The 14,997-nt window shown below is 35.0% G+C and carries 17 protein-coding genes; 13 read left to right on the top strand and 4 right to left on the bottom strand.

The window, feature by feature from the left end; translation table 11 throughout:
- Positions 1–10 precede the first annotated feature (10 nt).
- Positions 11–568, bottom strand: a complete 558-nt coding sequence (locus tag AC1Q8L_RS24070; protein WP_000966309.1) for a CatB-related O-acetyltransferase — start codon at positions 566–568, stop codon at positions 11–13.
- Positions 569–678: 110 nt separating this feature from the next.
- Here AC1Q8L_RS24070 and AC1Q8L_RS24065 point away from each other — a divergent pair, with 110 nt between their 5' ends.
- From AC1Q8L_RS24065 to AC1Q8L_RS24025, 9 genes are all read left to right on the top strand, one after another.
- Complete coding sequence (locus AC1Q8L_RS24065; protein ID WP_016512464.1) at positions 679–1,020, top strand: ASCH domain-containing protein; 342 nt, start codon at positions 679–681, stop codon at positions 1,018–1,020.
- Positions 1,017–1,412: an NUDIX hydrolase gene (locus AC1Q8L_RS24060; RefSeq protein WP_016512465.1), complete on the top strand. Its 396-nt coding sequence runs from the start codon at positions 1,017–1,019 to the stop codon at positions 1,410–1,412. The genes AC1Q8L_RS24065 and AC1Q8L_RS24060 overlap by 4 nt, the downstream gene beginning before the upstream one ends.
- Positions 1,413–1,498: 86 nt before the next feature.
- On the top strand, positions 1,499–2,119 hold the full coding sequence (locus AC1Q8L_RS24055) for an acetate uptake transporter (RefSeq protein ID WP_000070938.1): 621 nt from the start codon (positions 1,499–1,501) through the stop codon (positions 2,117–2,119).
- 226 nt (positions 2,120–2,345) lie between these two features.
- Positions 2,346–2,789, top strand: a complete 444-nt coding sequence (locus AC1Q8L_RS24050; protein WP_001062759.1) for a flavodoxin — start codon at positions 2,346–2,348, stop codon at positions 2,787–2,789.
- A gap of 16 nt (positions 2,790–2,805) precedes the next feature.
- The gene (locus AC1Q8L_RS24045; RefSeq protein ID WP_000449497.1) at positions 2,806–3,705 is read left to right on the top strand and encodes a WD40/YVTN/BNR-like repeat-containing protein; all 900 of its coding nucleotides are present in this window, start codon (positions 2,806–2,808) and stop codon (positions 3,703–3,705) included.
- A gap of 214 nt (positions 3,706–3,919) precedes the next feature.
- The gene (cspB, locus tag AC1Q8L_RS24040) at positions 3,920–4,120 is read left to right on the top strand and encodes a cold shock-like protein CspB (protein ID WP_001179150.1); all 201 of its coding nucleotides are present in this window, start codon (positions 3,920–3,922) and stop codon (positions 4,118–4,120) included.
- A 196-nt stretch (positions 4,121–4,316) separates the two neighbouring features.
- Positions 4,317–5,162 carry an exonuclease gene (locus tag AC1Q8L_RS24035; protein WP_016512466.1) on the top strand — a complete coding sequence of 282 codons (846 nt, stop codon included), beginning with the start codon at positions 4,317–4,319 and terminating at the stop codon, positions 5,160–5,162.
- 192 nt (positions 5,163–5,354) lie between these two features.
- On the top strand, positions 5,355–5,516 hold the full coding sequence (locus AC1Q8L_RS24030; RefSeq protein ID WP_000387293.1) for a hypothetical protein: 162 nt from the start codon (positions 5,355–5,357) through the stop codon (positions 5,514–5,516).
- A 31-nt stretch (positions 5,517–5,547) separates the two neighbouring features.
- The gene (locus AC1Q8L_RS24025; protein ID WP_000566112.1) at positions 5,548–5,895 is read left to right on the top strand and encodes a hypothetical protein; all 348 of its coding nucleotides are present in this window, start codon (positions 5,548–5,550) and stop codon (positions 5,893–5,895) included.
- Between the two features lie 238 nt (positions 5,896–6,133).
- Here the strand turns inward: AC1Q8L_RS24025 and AC1Q8L_RS24020 are convergent, their stop codons facing one another.
- The gene (locus tag AC1Q8L_RS24020; RefSeq protein ID WP_000345035.1) at positions 6,134–7,225 is read right to left on the bottom strand and encodes a DUF3900 domain-containing protein; all 1,092 of its coding nucleotides are present in this window, start codon (positions 7,223–7,225) and stop codon (positions 6,134–6,136) included.
- Positions 7,226–7,340: 115 nt separating this feature from the next.
- Positions 7,341–7,670: a hypothetical protein gene (locus AC1Q8L_RS24015; RefSeq protein WP_000283707.1), complete on the bottom strand. Its 330-nt coding sequence runs from the start codon at positions 7,668–7,670 to the stop codon at positions 7,341–7,343.
- Between the two features lie 429 nt (positions 7,671–8,099).
- Here AC1Q8L_RS24015 and AC1Q8L_RS24010 point away from each other — a divergent pair, with 429 nt between their 5' ends.
- Together AC1Q8L_RS24010 and AC1Q8L_RS24005 are read left to right on the top strand one after the other, a co-directional pair.
- Positions 8,100–9,011 (top strand): VanW family protein, encoded by a 912-nt coding sequence (locus tag AC1Q8L_RS24010; protein ID WP_000488980.1) that lies wholly within the window; start codon positions 8,100–8,102, stop codon positions 9,009–9,011.
- Between the two features lie 173 nt (positions 9,012–9,184).
- Positions 9,185–10,093, top strand: a complete 909-nt coding sequence (locus AC1Q8L_RS24005; protein WP_000249882.1) for a VOC family protein — start codon at positions 9,185–9,187, stop codon at positions 10,091–10,093.
- A gap of 47 nt (positions 10,094–10,140) precedes the next feature.
- Here AC1Q8L_RS24005 and AC1Q8L_RS24000 read toward each other — a convergent pair whose 3' ends face one another.
- Positions 10,141–10,659: a GNAT family N-acetyltransferase gene (locus tag AC1Q8L_RS24000; RefSeq protein ID WP_001103133.1), complete on the bottom strand. Its 519-nt coding sequence runs from the start codon at positions 10,657–10,659 to the stop codon at positions 10,141–10,143.
- 290 nt (positions 10,660–10,949) lie between these two features.
- Between AC1Q8L_RS24000 and AC1Q8L_RS23995 the strand changes: the two genes are divergently transcribed.
- On the top strand, positions 10,950–11,627 hold the full coding sequence (locus AC1Q8L_RS23995; RefSeq protein ID WP_000109730.1) for an MgtC/SapB family protein: 678 nt from the start codon (positions 10,950–10,952) through the stop codon (positions 11,625–11,627).
- Between the two features lie 203 nt (positions 11,628–11,830).
- Positions 11,831–14,746: a collagenase ColA gene (gene colA / locus AC1Q8L_RS23990; RefSeq protein WP_098311801.1), complete on the top strand. Its 2,916-nt coding sequence runs from the start codon at positions 11,831–11,833 to the stop codon at positions 14,744–14,746.
- The last annotated feature ends 251 nt before the right edge of the window (positions 14,747–14,997 follow it).

Raw genomic sequence — 14,997 nt, 5'->3', positions numbered from 1 at the left:
TCTGTTTTAATCATATAGATTCATTTTCGGGCGAGGTGAAAAATTCTTCGATTTTGTCGGAGAGTAGTAATGGAATGGCTCCTTTTATAACAGAAATGTCCCAGTCCCACCATGCGAGATTCTCTAGTTTGTCAATCGTTTCTTGCGGGAAACGATATCGAACAAATTTTGCAGGATTACCAGCTACAATTGCATACGGGGGTACGTCTTTTGTAACAACGCTTCTGGCGCCGATAATGGCCCCGTTACCAATTGTAACACCAGATAAAATGCAGGATTGATAACCAATCCATACATCATTGCCGACTACGATATCACCTTTTGAAGAAGGGTGACCAGTAATATGTGCTCCTTCATCAAAAAGTGCATTAAATGGATAAGTTGTTATCCAGTCTGCGCGATGTTCACCGCCAAGTATGAAAACCACTTCTTCTGCTAATGAACAAAACTTACCTATTTTTAATTTTGTTTCATCGTTCCAAGAAAAAATGGTTGGCCCTACTTTACTATAAGTATAATCACCAATATCATATTTATTATATTCAGGTTTTTGATTTAAATATAACATGCTTCTTCAGCCTCCTTTCTCAATTAAGTGATACGTATGGAATATTATATGCAAGATGTAGTAATGTGAACTGTATTAATAGGTGAAATGAACAAAAGGGAGTGGGATGTATGCGATACGAAATGGGTTTATATAATAAACCGTTTCAGTCAATTCAATCAGGAAAAAAAGTATATGAAGTACGCCTATACGATAAAAAACGTCAACTAATAAACAAAGGTGATGAAATCGTATTTACGAATCTTACGACAACAGAAATGATGACGGTAAAAGTAACGGAAATAAAGCGATACGAGAGCTTTAAATCTATGTATGAACAAATTGATAAAAAATTATTGGATTGTGAAAATGATAGTTTAGAGGAAATGTTAGAAAGTACATACAAAATATATACGAAAGAACAAGAAAAAGAGTGGGGAACAGTTGCGATTCGTATTGAGGTAATAAAATGATAAGAAATCGCGGGGCGGCCATCATTGTACAGGAAGGAAAAATCGCTCTTATAAAACGTATTCGAGAAGAGGAAACATATTATGTTTTTCCTGGCGGAGGGATTGAGGAAGGTGAAACGCCTGAAGAGGCAACGAAAAGAGAGGTATACGAAGAATTAGGGCTACATATAAAAGTGAAGCACCTTATTGCAAAGTTAAAATATAAAGGAAATGAATATTATTATGGCGCCTATATTACAGGGGGAGTGTTCGGAAGCGGAACAGGTGAGGAATTTCAGCGGGAAGGTAGAGGAAGTTATATTCCGTTATGGCTACCGATAAACGAGTTGGAAAAAGTGAATATAAAACCTTATGAAGTGGTCGGAAATATATTTAATTATTATAAAATATAACGTCTGACAACATACAAAAAAAACCATTGACATAGGCTTCTGATTTAAGTATTGTATTCGAGTATGTTTATAATCAGGAGGTTTATATGAGCAATCAAACTACTACACATCATGTGAAAATGACAACAGCGGATCCATCTGGAATTGGTCTATTTGGATTAGCGATGGTAACACTTGTAGCATCATCTCAAAAGTTAGGCTTAACAGATGGCGTTTCACTTGTATTACCATGGGCAATCTTTTTAGGAGGATTTGCACAAATCTTTGCTTGCATTCACGATGCAAAGCATAACAATACATTCGGTACGACAGCATTTGGTGCGTACGGCCTATTTTGGTTAGGTGTTGGAATGACTTGGTTAATTCAACTTGGAGTATTTGGCGAAAAATTAGCACAAGCTGCAGATTCAAAACAGCTTGGTGTAGCCTTTATCGGATATTTGATTTTCACAATCTTTATGACGATTGGTGCAATGGAAACACATAAAGTATTATTTATGATCTTCGTCCTTATTGATTTCTTATTTATTGGTCTTTCATTAAGTACTTTAGGTGTTATGCCGCACGCAATGCATAATTTAGCAGCATATTCTGAACTTCTTATTTCATTATTATCTTTCTATGGTTCAGCAGCAGCAGTGTTAAACACACACTTCGGAAAAGTTGTTTTACCAGTAGGGAAGCCTTTTGGTATTTTTAAAAAGTAATAAAAAAGCACAGATGATTGTATAGTCATCTGTGCTTTTTTTATTTATTCCTCTATTTGTGGGCTGTCTGAAAAATCCTGATTGGTGAGGACTCATTAAAGTTTCACTTTATTTGAAATAAGTAATGTGAAATGTAAATAAAAGTAGAAAAAAATCAATTGAAATTGATTCTCATTATTAATATAATGAGAATGAGAATCATTTATTGTTAGAGGGGGATGCCAAAGTGGCAAAAATTTTAATAGCTTATGCAAGTATGTCAGGAAATACAGAGAGTATTGCTGATTTAATTAAAGTTAGTTTAGATGCTTTTGATCATGAAGTAGTATTGCAAGAGATGGAAGGCATGGATGCTGAAGAATTATTAGCTTATGATGGAATCATTTTAGGATCTTATACGTGGGGCGATGGTGAATTACCATTTGAAGCAGAAGATTTTCATGAGGACTTAGAAAATATAGATTTAGCTGGGAAAAAGGTAGCGGTATTCGGATCAGGTGATACGGCGTATGAACTGTTTTGTGAAGCGGTAACGATATTTGAAGAACGCCTTGTAGAACGAGGTGCAGAGCTTGTACAAGAAGGGCTGAAAATTGAATTAGCTCCAGAAGATCAAGAGGATGTTGAAAAATGCAGTAATTTTGCAATTGCATTTGCTGAGAAGTTCTAAGAATGGGAGTGTCAACGTGGAGACGATGTTAAGTGCAACTGCTATTACAAAGTTAAGAGATGGAAAACTGTTGTTAGCTACTACATATAATGGCTTATTTGTTGAACAAGACGGAGAATGGAAACGAATTTTAAATGGTTTTCAAAAACGAATTAGGGATTTACATAGCGAAGATAATGTAGTTTATGGTGTAGGTGACGAAGGGATTTTTATTCGTAGTATGAATGGTGGAGAGAACTGGACAATTCAGCGTTTTCCAACAAAAGCAACAAGTTGGAATGTATGTAGCAATGTACAAGGAACTGTTGTTGCTCATGGAGAAAAAACGCTGTATCTTTCTAATAATTTCGGTTCGACATGGGAGACTATTCATCCGTTTCTTGAGTATGGCAGTGCGGCACCGTCTATTCGATCATTATTTTTATATAAACATTACTTATTTATTGGTACGAAAATACATGCTAAGTATGGTGGTGTTTGGCTCTTTGATTTGAAGACACGTAAATTAAAGAGGATTAAAATTACGATGAATCAAATGATCTCTGCGTTGACTTTACACAATTCTTATTTAGTAGCGGCAAGTGGATCGTGCAAGGGAGTTAGCGGGAATATTTCTTATTGTAAAATAGATGACAGTATTGCGAGTGAAAAAATATATTGGCATACATGTCAAAGTGAGCAGAAAGCAAGTAGTTATTTAGACTTAAGTGTAGACCAACATGTCTTATATACAACTTCAACACAAAATAAGGCGGGTATTAGTAGTGTGTGCCGTGTACTTCTTGACGAAGGTATTGTTACAGTATGTGATTCAGTTAAAGGGCACGGATGGCGCATTGTTAATCAAAAAGATGGTTATGTAGTAGCTGGATCAGGTGAATTAAAAGCAATGCAGTGGGAACAAAAAATAATTTAAGAAAAAACTTTACTTTTATTATATTGATATGATATAGTATGTTTAAACCATTTTACTTTTAATAATATAGAGATTTAAATGAGCTGTAACTTCCGAGGAGGATAGCAATGTTAAATCTCCTCAGGGGTTGCAGTTTTTTAATATCTGGCTTATTATTGTAAGGTGGTTGAAAATGAATATGTACATATAGGTACATTGTAGGAGGATTTTTTTCATGCAAAACGGTAAAGTAAAATGGTTTAACTCAGAAAAAGGTTTCGGTTTCATCGAAGTTGAAGGCGGAGAAGACGTATTCGTTCATTTCTCAGCTATCCAAGGCGAAGGCTTCAAAACTTTAGAAGAAGGTCAAGAAGTTACTTTCGAAGTAGAACAAGGTAACCGTGGACCTCAAGCTACTAACGTAAACAAGAAGTAATTTTTGAAAAAAGAAGGGCTCGCCCTTCTTTTTTTTTTTTTTTTGCATTTTTATAGATGTCCTCCTACTTACATATCATAATAAGACTGAATTTTCATTTATTTATTCGAAGGATTTTTGTATAAAGTACATGAATAAATAAATACTGAAAATAGAGTGTTTGTGTGAAAAAGGAATTTAGAAAGAGGTAAATAAATTGAAAAACGCTACACATTTCATTGTGTTTGATATTGAGAGGAATTTCAGACCGTATAAATCAGAAGATCCGTCAGAAATAGTTGATATCGGAGCTGTAAAAATAGAAATAGGTACAATGAAGATAATTGAAGAATTTTCGGAGTTAGTAAAACCAAGTGCACGATTAACTCGTCATACAACAAAATTAACCGGTATTACGAAGAAAGATTTAATGGCTGTAGACAAATTCCCTCAAATTATAGAGAAATTTATTCAGTTTATCGGAGAAGATTCTATATTTGTTTCATGGGGAAAAGAAGATTATCGCTTTCTATCTCATGATTGTACATTACATGGTGTTGAATGCCCCATTATAGAAAAAGAAAGTAGAATTGATTTGCAAAAATTTGTTTTCCAAGCATATGAGGAATTGTTTGAACATACGCCAAGTTTACAATTTGCGGTAGAACAGCTCGCTTTAACGTGGGAAGGGAAACAGCACCGTGCTTTAGCAGATGCCGAAAATACAGCAAATATACTTCTTAAAGTGTATAGCGAGAGAGATATTAATAAGCGATACAAAAGACATGGTGAACTTGAACTTGTAAAAAACGGAAAACTAACAGAAAAAGCGAAAAAAAAGATGCGGAAATGGGTGTTTAAAGAACTAAAGAAAAATACAGAACGCCCTTTTGAATGGAGTACATTTGAAAGTAGTGACACGTGGGAAAGTATAACGGAAAGATATTATATAAGTGAAAATACAGTAGAACTCCTGAAAAAACATTTTCGTACGGCAGTGAGAAAAGCGGAACGACAGATTAGGTATTTGGCTGAGATGGAGGAGAATGTAGAGGTTAAATGACATTCTCCTCTATTTCTAGCTACATAAATTTAACATCATTATACTGATGGATGAATAAAGTATTCATATTAAATAGGAATTGATTTGTTGTGATTAGGCCATTATAATTGCTTTGAAAATTAAGGGGTGGTAAGAATTTTTAAATACATTCATAAAATTAGAGCCCATAGAAATGAAAGAGGGTAGAGTTAAATGGAAGCAATCTTTAACATTGTAACAGTTTTAGTTTTGGGGATAATATTTGCCACGCTATCAGCAGTAATTATACTTCCTTTCATAGCAAAGAAGAAGAATTGGAAAAAGCTTAATATATCTTTAAAGCGTGGTGTATTAAAGGTTAAAATCGAAGAATAAAATATGAGTTTTATACAAGGGAGGTGTGATAGTGATAGACTTGGATATTAAAGATGTCACCGTACAGATGGAATTAAACGGTGTCTTTTGGAATGAGGATGGGGTTGCTGAAATGACGGTGACTACAAAAGCTGAGTATTCTCTTCTTCTTCGTTTAGTAGTTGACTTAAAAAGTAAAACTATTAGGGCGACAAGTGCCGACATAGTAAATGGATTCTGCCCTCTGTGCAAACAGAAAAAGGACAAATGTAGTGAACTTAATGACCTACAAAACAAAATGGGAATTTTAGAAGAAGCCTACGATTGGGTGAGAGAGCATCCGGAATATCGTTTTCAATTATCTTTTTACGAGTATAATAAATTTGAGGTAGTGAAGTGAAGCTTTCATTTTACCAACATACATAGTGACTACTCTAATGGAAATACGCTTGTACAACAAGGAAGGAATTTACTGGATTCTGCAACAAGTGTTATCTTGGATTAAAAATAAATATTTTTGTTATAAAGCAGAAAAACTGATTCTTAGTAGAATCGGTTTTTTATATAACTATAAAATATGTCCACAATAAAAGAGCGCTTATTAAAAGCGCTCGGTAAAAATAGTTATATGGAAGGATTTATTCAATCCCGTTCGGATCATAAGAATATTGCTGCTTATTCTCAATCCGCTCAATCACATCTTGCAACTCATCCGGCTTCAGGAATTCAATAGGAGAGAAGCCTTTCTCAAACGTAAGTGTATCAGCCTCAATCATTAATACGTATCGGTCATTTACCTTCGCAATATGTATTTGATCCCCGAAATCAGCAAGCAAAGCCTTCACAGAGATATGATCTGCTTTTAGTTTTAATTCCACTTCAGGAGCGTGCTCGACGATTTGAGCGGTAGCTTCCATTACTTCTTCGGTTGAAAATTGTTCCATAATTTCCCGCTTCGGACTAGCAGCCCATACTTCCATCGCTTGGTCGAATTGTTCGCGTTCTTCCGTACCTTCTTCAAATACATCTTCAATTTGGTCGTATACCATGTCCATTACTTGTGTTTTCATAATTTCAGGCATAGAGCGTTCATATTCGACGAATTTTAAGAAGTCTTCAAAGTAGCGGGCATGTGATGCTTGGTGTATTTTTAGTTCGCCTACTTCAACCATACCTTCTTCAGGCATGTATGGGTATTGGATAGATTTCATATTCTTTGTTGTGATGGCCATTTCAACGTTACGAATCAGTGTGGATTCATCAGAAATAGAAGCAACCTTTGGTTCGAAGTCGCATTTCATTACGAATACGAATGGGTCATCAAAGTATTTTCGAAGTTTTGCCTGAGCAATTAAAAATACACCACCGCGTACAGCGCTTGTGTCAAGATATGTATAAACGAGAGGTTCGCTCATATCTTTAAAGTTGTCCTTTGTTTCTGCAAAGCGAATACGATTAAAAAGGTTGTAATGAGGGTTTGAATCAAGTTCGTGCCCCTCCTCTACAATAAAGCGACCAATTTTTGTTGGGGCTTGTTCTGTTTTTGCATGACGTTCTACTTTTCGCTTCGATATTTTTAATAACTCACCATTCAAAAATTCTTTTAAGGAGCTATCTTCATATTCTTCAGCGTCTAAAGTTTGAAAATGTTTGTAGCGTTTATCAACTGCTTCACCTTTTCCTTCTACTTGTACAACATAAAAGGAAAGATAATTTATTTCAAAATCCATATTTATCACCTTGTTTCATTTCATTAACTCTTATCAGTATAGAGATGGAAAAAACTTTCGTCAATTTATATAAGGAAGGGGGAGCCCCTTCCTTATATAATTTTTATTTTCTCGATTAAAATCCGTCTTCTAATGCTGCGAATGGAATGTTTAGTCTGTTTTCTACTGTACGTAAACGTTGGTTTAAGCGGTTTAGTCTACGTGTATGGCGCTCAACTGTATTTTCTAGTTGACGTACTCTTTGTTCAAGCTCATTTACGCGTCTTTCTAATTGACGATTTCCAGTGCCAGGAAAAGAGATTGGAAGTTGGAATTGTCTATTTTGGTCATATGGATTCGTTTGCTCTGCTTGATCTATATTAGATTGGTATTGTGCTTGTAAGTCATACTGTGGTTGTTGGTACGCATATTGATTATATGGATCATATGGATTGTAGGGATACATAATAACATCCTCCATTTCTTTAAAATAGGTTGAATTCACCATAATGTATGTGCAAAAGCGGAGCGGTGGCACGGCAAATACCTATTTATGTTGACGGGATTTCTCTTTATCCCGCATTAACGGGCAGTAAGACCCCACTGATTAAAGTTTCACTTTATAAAAAATAGCTTGAGGGTTTTTGATTTGTATTTCTTTTGCTTGATGGTATATACTGGATAAAAGAGAGAGTTTACATAAAAGTTACAATTCTATCAAACTCAAACTTTTATGTAAATATGTATAGACATTTATAAAAGAAAAGAGTAATTTATATAGAGTGAAAAATAACTTGTAACATTTTATAAACATATTGTAAAATGATTGTAACAAAACATACATAAAAATGAAATAAATACATAATAGTGATGTTGGGGAAAGGGAGAGAGTATATTGTTCCGTAAAGTAAAGGGTATATTAGTTGGGGTGTTATGTGTAGCTGTAGTGAGTGGCTGTGGTGCAAAAGTAAGTGATGTTGCATTGGTAAGTGATATTGGTGGGCACACTGTAGAGGCTAAAGCAGAAGTGCAGGATACTATTAGTTTAGTTGATGGTCGAACTGGTACTGAAGTGAAAAAATTAGATTTATCTGGTTTAGGCTATTTTGAAGATGAAGCGAAATTTAAAAAGTCTGTAACAAAGGTTGTTGGTGAGGTTGGAAAAAGCGTCGACAAAAAAATGGTTCCTTCACGTATAGCACCTGATGGAAGTTGGCAAGAAGGAAAACCTTCTTATGAATTAATGGAAAAAGAATTAGTAGATAAATTGTTAAACGTTGGTATGTGGGATGCTACGTATCAGTTGCCGATTGTGGAGAAAAAACCAGTCGCAACATTAAGTGATGCGCAAGGAAATGGTACGGTAATTGGTAGATATGAAACGAACTTAGGTGGTTCAACAGGTGGCCGTATTGAGAATATTCGTTTGTCAGCAGCGAGCATAAATGGAGTTGTGTTAGCAAAAGGAGACCGTTTCTCTTTTAATTCTTTAATCGGTGATACAACACCAGATAAAGGATATCAATTAGGGAAAGAAATAGTTGATGGTAAATTAGTAGATGGATATGGCGGTGGTGTTTGTCAAACATCTTCAACTTTATACAATGCAGCAGATCAAGCTGGCCTGAAAATGGTGGAGAGAACTACACATTCTAAAACGGTAGGTTATGTTCCACAAGGAAGAGATGCTACAATTGCATATCCATATTTAGATTTAGTATTTGAAAATACGAATGATGCACCTGTGAAGCTTTATATGGGCATTCAGGGTGGAAAGCTAGTTGCTGAAGTACATAAAATGAGATAAGAGTTATAAAGCCCCCTTTTCTGAAAGTTAGAAAAGGGGGCATTTTATTATGAAAATAAAAATGTATGTAAATTCTGACTTTTCTTATTTACATAGGATGATTTTAGTTGTATCCTTCATAGTAACGGTTATATGTAATGGGAAAATATAGGGATAAGGAGATGAGGTTATTCATGGTACAAATTCATCCGAAAACACGTATTGGTCATGTTGAATTTAAAGTGAAAGATTTAGAGCGTCAAATTTCTTTTTATGAGAATGTTGTAGGATTAGAGGTAATTAAGCAAGAGGGGAATAAAGCATATTTATCTGGAAAAGGTGGAAAAAACGCGTTACTTGTTCTTGAAAAGATAGAGGACGGGGTACTGCAAGAACCGCGTACGACTGGTATATATCATGTAGCCTTTTTAGTTCCGACTCGTGAAGCTTTTGCTTCTGCGCTATTTGGGGTTCTTCGTAATAAGAATGTAATTGACAGCCCGGCTGAGCAAGAAGGGCGTTATACATATTCAAATGAAATTTTACCAATTTCAAGGTTTAATAGTGCAAGTGATCATACATATAGCGAAGCTTATTATTTGCAAGATTTAGAGGGGAATGGTATTGAAATTTATGCAGACCGACCGCGCGATCAATGGGGAGAAGGGCCAGGAGGAAGTACACCACTTGATTTAAAAGAATTGGCAACACTCGTTGATTATGAGTTTGATGGTTTGCCTGCTAATACTGTCGTTGGGCATGTACATTTACGAATAGCTGATGTAGAGAAATCACATGAATTTTATGTGGAAACAGTAGGTTTTGAAGTACAGCAGCGTGAAGAGGATTGCTTATTTATTTCAGCAGGGGGATATCATCACCATATTGGTGCAAATACGTGGAACGGAGTAAACAATCCACACCCACCAGTACATGCAACTGGACTAAAGGTATATGCGATTGTACTACCGCATAAAGAAGCGTTAGATGAAGTGAAAGAAAGATTAATAGAAAAACAACATGAAATAAATGAAACTACAAATGGGTTTGCGGTAGTAGATCCAAGTGGTATTACAGTGCAGTTTGAAATAGAAACAGTGTAAAAGAAGCAAGAAAGTGTATAATCACTTTCTTGCTTCTTTGTGATCATTCATATCTCAATCCAATATCTTCTTACTACATTCCCATCTTCCTCAGTGAAATCATCATTACGAAGCCCACCGTTATGTAAAATCGTTTTTTCAGAAGCGGTATTCACTGCGTCGCAAACGACAAGTACTTTCTCGATGTTTAATTCCTTCGTTTTTTCTAGCGATAATTTTAATAACTTTGTAGCATAACCTTTTCTTCTTTCAGAAGGGCGAATGCCATAACCAATATGACCGCCAGCGTTAAATAAATGTTCGGTTAAACTATGACGTATATTAACAGCTCCCACAATTTTATTTTCATCTGTAACAAGCCAATATGTAGAATCTGGTACCCAAGTTTCAGGGATATTTATTCCGTTATGCGCATCGAGAAGTTCTTGAACCATAGCTGGGAAGTTGGCAGGATTTTTTGTGATAACCCACGGGATCATTGTTTCACCGCTATCTTTCCATTCGTTATAGAAATCTAAGTATTCTTCTTGTAAATCAGTAGTAGGTGTAAGTAATGAGACGTTCATTGTTAGTAAGCTCCTTTATTTATGTAGTTTTTATAAAAAATTATAAAACAAAGTGAAAGCGTTTTCCGAAATTTATCAACCTAATTTCATGCAATCCACCTTTGGTTTTTTAGAAAATTAGTGAAGGTTTAAAATTAGGAGTTATTTATTTTATGTTAATATTTAAAATATTAACATAAAACAGTCGGAGTATTAAGTGTATTTTAGTGGTATTCTTTCATGTTGATAAATGGATGTTTGTGATAATTTTTGTTTTATCTATCTATAATGAATGAAAGGGGGAAGTGCCCGTGAGTGTAGATTTTGATTTTATTATACGAATCGGTGTTGCTGGCTTGTTAGGAGCAATGATTGGTATTGAAAGAGAAATTCGATCGAAAGAAGCTGGATTAAAGACTCATTTCCTCGTAGCGGTAGGAAGTGCGTTAATAATGGTTGTTTCGAAATATGCCTTTTCAGATATTGTGTATGAAGAGCATACGTCTCTAGACCCAAGTCGGATTGCGGCACAAGTCGTTAGTGGAGTTGGTTTTTTAGGTGCAGGCACAATTATTATTCAAAAGCAGGCGGTGAAAGGATTAACGACCGCGGCTGGTTTATGGGCTACTGCCGGTATAGGATTAGCAATTGGAGCGGGAATGTATGTAGTAGGCATTGGAGCGACGATTCTCGTTTTAATTGGTTTAGAAATTGTAAGTCGTATTTTTAAGGTGCAATTTTTATTTCCACAAAATATAACAGTGCAAATGTTTGTAAATAAACATGAAGCGGTACAACAAATATTAGAAACACTACAAGTGAAAGGCATCCCAATACTCTCATATGAGGTGGAAGCTTCACAGCAAGGTACAGAAACTGTTTATAAGGTAGGGATGCAACTGAAAAATATATCGTCAGAAGAAAAGAATGAGTTTATTCAGCATATGCAAACATTACCGGAAGTTACATTTATAAAGTTAAAATCATAGTGTTGAAAACGAGGATAGATGTAGCAGGAATTTTGCTATTATCTATCTTTTTTTGATATAAAATGCACGGAAAGTCAAGCGTTAATTTTATATGGAATGGATACATGTGTGAACGTTACCTTATTTTTTTCTCAATACAGGACAAAAAGTAAAAATAGTAAAATAATGGAGCGGGACACTAAAAATGTAAGGTAGGGGAGAGCATGAAAGGCTATTCAAAGAAAATGTTAGTAGGGGTAAGTTTTGCTAGTTTAATGTTAGGGAGTTTTCAAGGAGTAAGTTTGGCAGAAGATACTAAGGGAGAGCAAGTTTCTTATCGAAATGTGCTCAAAATGGAGCCAGTCGGTGTACAACTACCAGTACAAGAATTAGCTCATTCATCGAAAGTGCTCGAAAGCAAGTCTTTTGAGAAAAGGTTACAATTTGCCGATTTATCACAAAGACCACCTGAGGTGAAAAAAGAAAGTAAGCAATTAGCTGTAGCGAAAACTTATACAATTGCCGAATTAAATCAATTAAGCAATCAGCAGTTAGTAGATTTACTTGTAACAATTGATTGGGAGCAAATTACGGGGCTATTTCAGTTTAATATAGACAGTCTAGCATTCTATCAAAATGATAGTAGGATGCAGGCGATTATTGATAAATTGAAGCAGCAAGGACAAGCCTATACGAAGGATGATTCAAAAGGGATTGAGACATTAGTAGAGGTAGTACGTTCAGGGTTTTATTTAGGATTTTATAATTCGGAACTTAGTAAATTAAATGAACGGAGTTATCATGATAAATGCTTACCTGCATTAAAAGCGATGGCTAACAATTCAAATTTTAAGCTGGGTACATTAGAGCAAAATAGAGTGGTATCATCATACGGAAAGTTAATAGGAAACGCTTCGAGCGATGTGGAAACGATAACATCGGCTGCAAAGATTTTTAAACAATATAATGCTAATTTTTCTACATTAGTAGATAATCTTTCAGCTGGAAATGCTATTTACGATATTATGCAAGGTGTTGATTACGACATTCAATCGTATTTGTACGATACGAGGAAAGCACCGAAAGATACAGTATGGTATCAGAAAATAGATAGTTATATTAATGAATTAAGTCGTTTTGCATTAATGGGAACGATTACAGCAAAAAACGGTTGGCTTATTAATAATGGCATTTATTATACAGGTAGACTCGGTATGTTCCATAGTACAGGAACGAAAGGGTTACAAGTTGTAACAGATGCGATGAAAATGTATCCGTATTTAGGGGAGCAATATTTCGTAGCTGCTGAGCAAATTGCAACGAATTATGGCGGAAAAGATGCAAATGGTAAAGTGGTGAATTTAGATCAAATAAGAGAAGATGGAAAGAAAAAATATTTGCCAAAAACGTATACGTTTGATGATGGGGCAATTGTTTTAAAAGCTGGAGATAAAGTGACAGAAGAAAAAGTAAAACGTTTATATTGGGCGGCAAAAGAAGTAAAGGCACAATTCCATCGTACGGTTGAAAGTGATCAACCTTTAGAAAAAGGAAATCCTGATGATGTATTAACGATGGTTATTTATAATAGCCCAGCAGAATATCAATTTAATCGTCAATTGTACGGTTATGAAACGAATAACGGTGGTCTTTATATAGAAGGAACAGGTACGTTCTTTACTTATGAGCGTACGCCAGAAGAAAGTATTTATAGTTTAGAAGAATTATTCAGACACGAGTTCACGCATTATTTACAAGGTAGATATGAAGTACCAGGGTTATGGGGACAAGGGAAAATATATGAAAATGAAAGATTATCTTGGTTTGAAGAAGGAAATGCTGAATTTTTTGCAGGGGCAACGAGAACGGATAATGTTGTACCGAGAAAGAGTATTATAGGAGGATTATCTTCAAACCCAGAGGAGCGTTATACGGCAGAGCGAACGTTAAATGCAAAGTATGGAACGTGGGATTTCTATAATTATTCCTTTGCTTTACAATCGTATATGTACAATAAGAGATATGATATGTTCGATAAAATACATGATCTTATTAGGAAAAATGATGTAACAGCATATGATGCATATCGCTCTACATTAAGTAAAGATGCGAATTTAAATAAAGAATATCAAGACTATATGCAAATGCTAGTTGATAATCGTGAGAAATATAATGTGCCATTAGTATCAGACGATTATTTAGCGAATCATGCATCGAAGCCAGTTTCAGATATTGCAGCAGAAATAACAGCGGAAGCAAAATTGAAAAATGTATCAGTGAAGAAAAATAAATCACAGTTCTTTAATACATTCACACTACAAGGAACATATACAGGAACTGCAGCAAAAGGAGAATATGAAGATTGGAAAACAATTACACAAAACGTTAATGATACGTTAAAACGTTTAAGTGCAAAGGAATGGACAGGCTATAAAACAGTAACAGCATACTTCGTAAATTATCGCGTGAATGCATCAGGACAATTTGAATATGATGTTGTGTTCCACGGTATTAATACAGAAGAAGGTGCAGAGAATAAAGCACCAGTTGCAGTTATAAACGGTCCGTATAGTGGAAATGTAAATGAAGCAATTTCATTTAAAAGCGACGGATCAAAAGATGAAGACGGGAAAATTACTTCGTATAAATGGGAGTTTGGTGATGGAGCAGTAAGTAATGAGCAAAATCCAACTCACGTATATACAAAAGAAGGAACGTATACAACGAAATTAACGGTAACAGACGATAAAGGAGCAACTAATACTGCTACAGCGACTGTAACTGTTCAAAAGAAAGAAGATAACAGTGTAGAAAAAGAACCGAATAACTCATTCCAAACAGCAAACAAACTGCAGTTAAATCAAGTCTTACGTGCTAGTTTAGGAAATGGCGATACAAGTGATTTCTTTGAAATTAATGTGGAGACTGCTAAAAACCTTCAAATTAACGTAACGAATGAAAATAATATCGGAATGAACTGGGTACTTTATTCTGAAGCAGATTTAAATAATTATGTTACGTATGCTCAGCAGCAAGGGAATAAACTAGTAGGTAGTTACTACACGTATCCAGGGAAGTATTATTTACATGTGTATCAGTATGGCGGGGGGACAGGGAATTATACGGTGGAAGTGAAGTAGTAAAAAGGGAGTTGTCTTTTTCAATGAATGGCACAAGGTCTGTACTTTAATGGAAAAACAACTGTAGGAAATGTCTATAATGATAATAACAAATTAAGTGTCGAGAGATGTTATATTTACATTAAACCAATCTAATCAGTAAATGAGATAAAGTCGATGAACTAGTATTTCATCACGATGTAAGAAAAGTTATAAATATTAAGTGTTTTTAATTGAATTAAACTAAAGGATCAGAGTATATCTGTAACAAT

The organism is Bacillus sp. GW823-FHT06A11, assembly GCF_058795355.1.
The sequence above is the reverse complement of the archived record's forward strand: the minus strand, read 5'-3'. Positions and strand labels throughout refer to the sequence as shown.

Coding starts and splice junctions, on each gene's coding strand:
- AC1Q8L_RS24070 (WP_000966309.1), bottom strand. CDS start 568: ATGTTATATTTAAATCAAAAACCTGAATATAATAAATATGATATTGGT.
- AC1Q8L_RS24065 (WP_016512464.1), top strand. CDS start 679: ATGCGATACGAAATGGGTTTATATAATAAACCGTTTCAGTCAATTCAA.
- AC1Q8L_RS24060 (WP_016512465.1), top strand. CDS start 1,017: ATGATAAGAAATCGCGGGGCGGCCATCATTGTACAGGAAGGAAAAATC.
- AC1Q8L_RS24055 (WP_000070938.1), top strand. CDS start 1,499: ATGAGCAATCAAACTACTACACATCATGTGAAAATGACAACAGCGGAT.
- cspB (WP_001179150.1), top strand. CDS start 3,920: ATGCAAAACGGTAAAGTAAAATGGTTTAACTCAGAAAAAGGTTTCGGT.
- AC1Q8L_RS24030 (WP_000387293.1), top strand. CDS start 5,355: ATGGAAGCAATCTTTAACATTGTAACAGTTTTAGTTTTGGGGATAATA.
- AC1Q8L_RS24020 (WP_000345035.1), bottom strand. CDS start 7,225: ATGGATTTTGAAATAAATTATCTTTCCTTTTATGTTGTACAAGTAGAA.
- AC1Q8L_RS24015 (WP_000283707.1), bottom strand. CDS start 7,670: ATGTATCCCTACAATCCATATGATCCATATAATCAATATGCGTACCAA.
- AC1Q8L_RS24005 (WP_000249882.1), top strand. CDS start 9,185: ATGGTACAAATTCATCCGAAAACACGTATTGGTCATGTTGAATTTAAA.
- AC1Q8L_RS24000 (WP_001103133.1), bottom strand. CDS start 10,659: ATGAACGTCTCATTACTTACACCTACTACTGATTTACAAGAAGAATAC.
- colA (WP_098311801.1), top strand. CDS start 11,831: ATGAAAGGCTATTCAAAGAAAATGTTAGTAGGGGTAAGTTTTGCTAGT.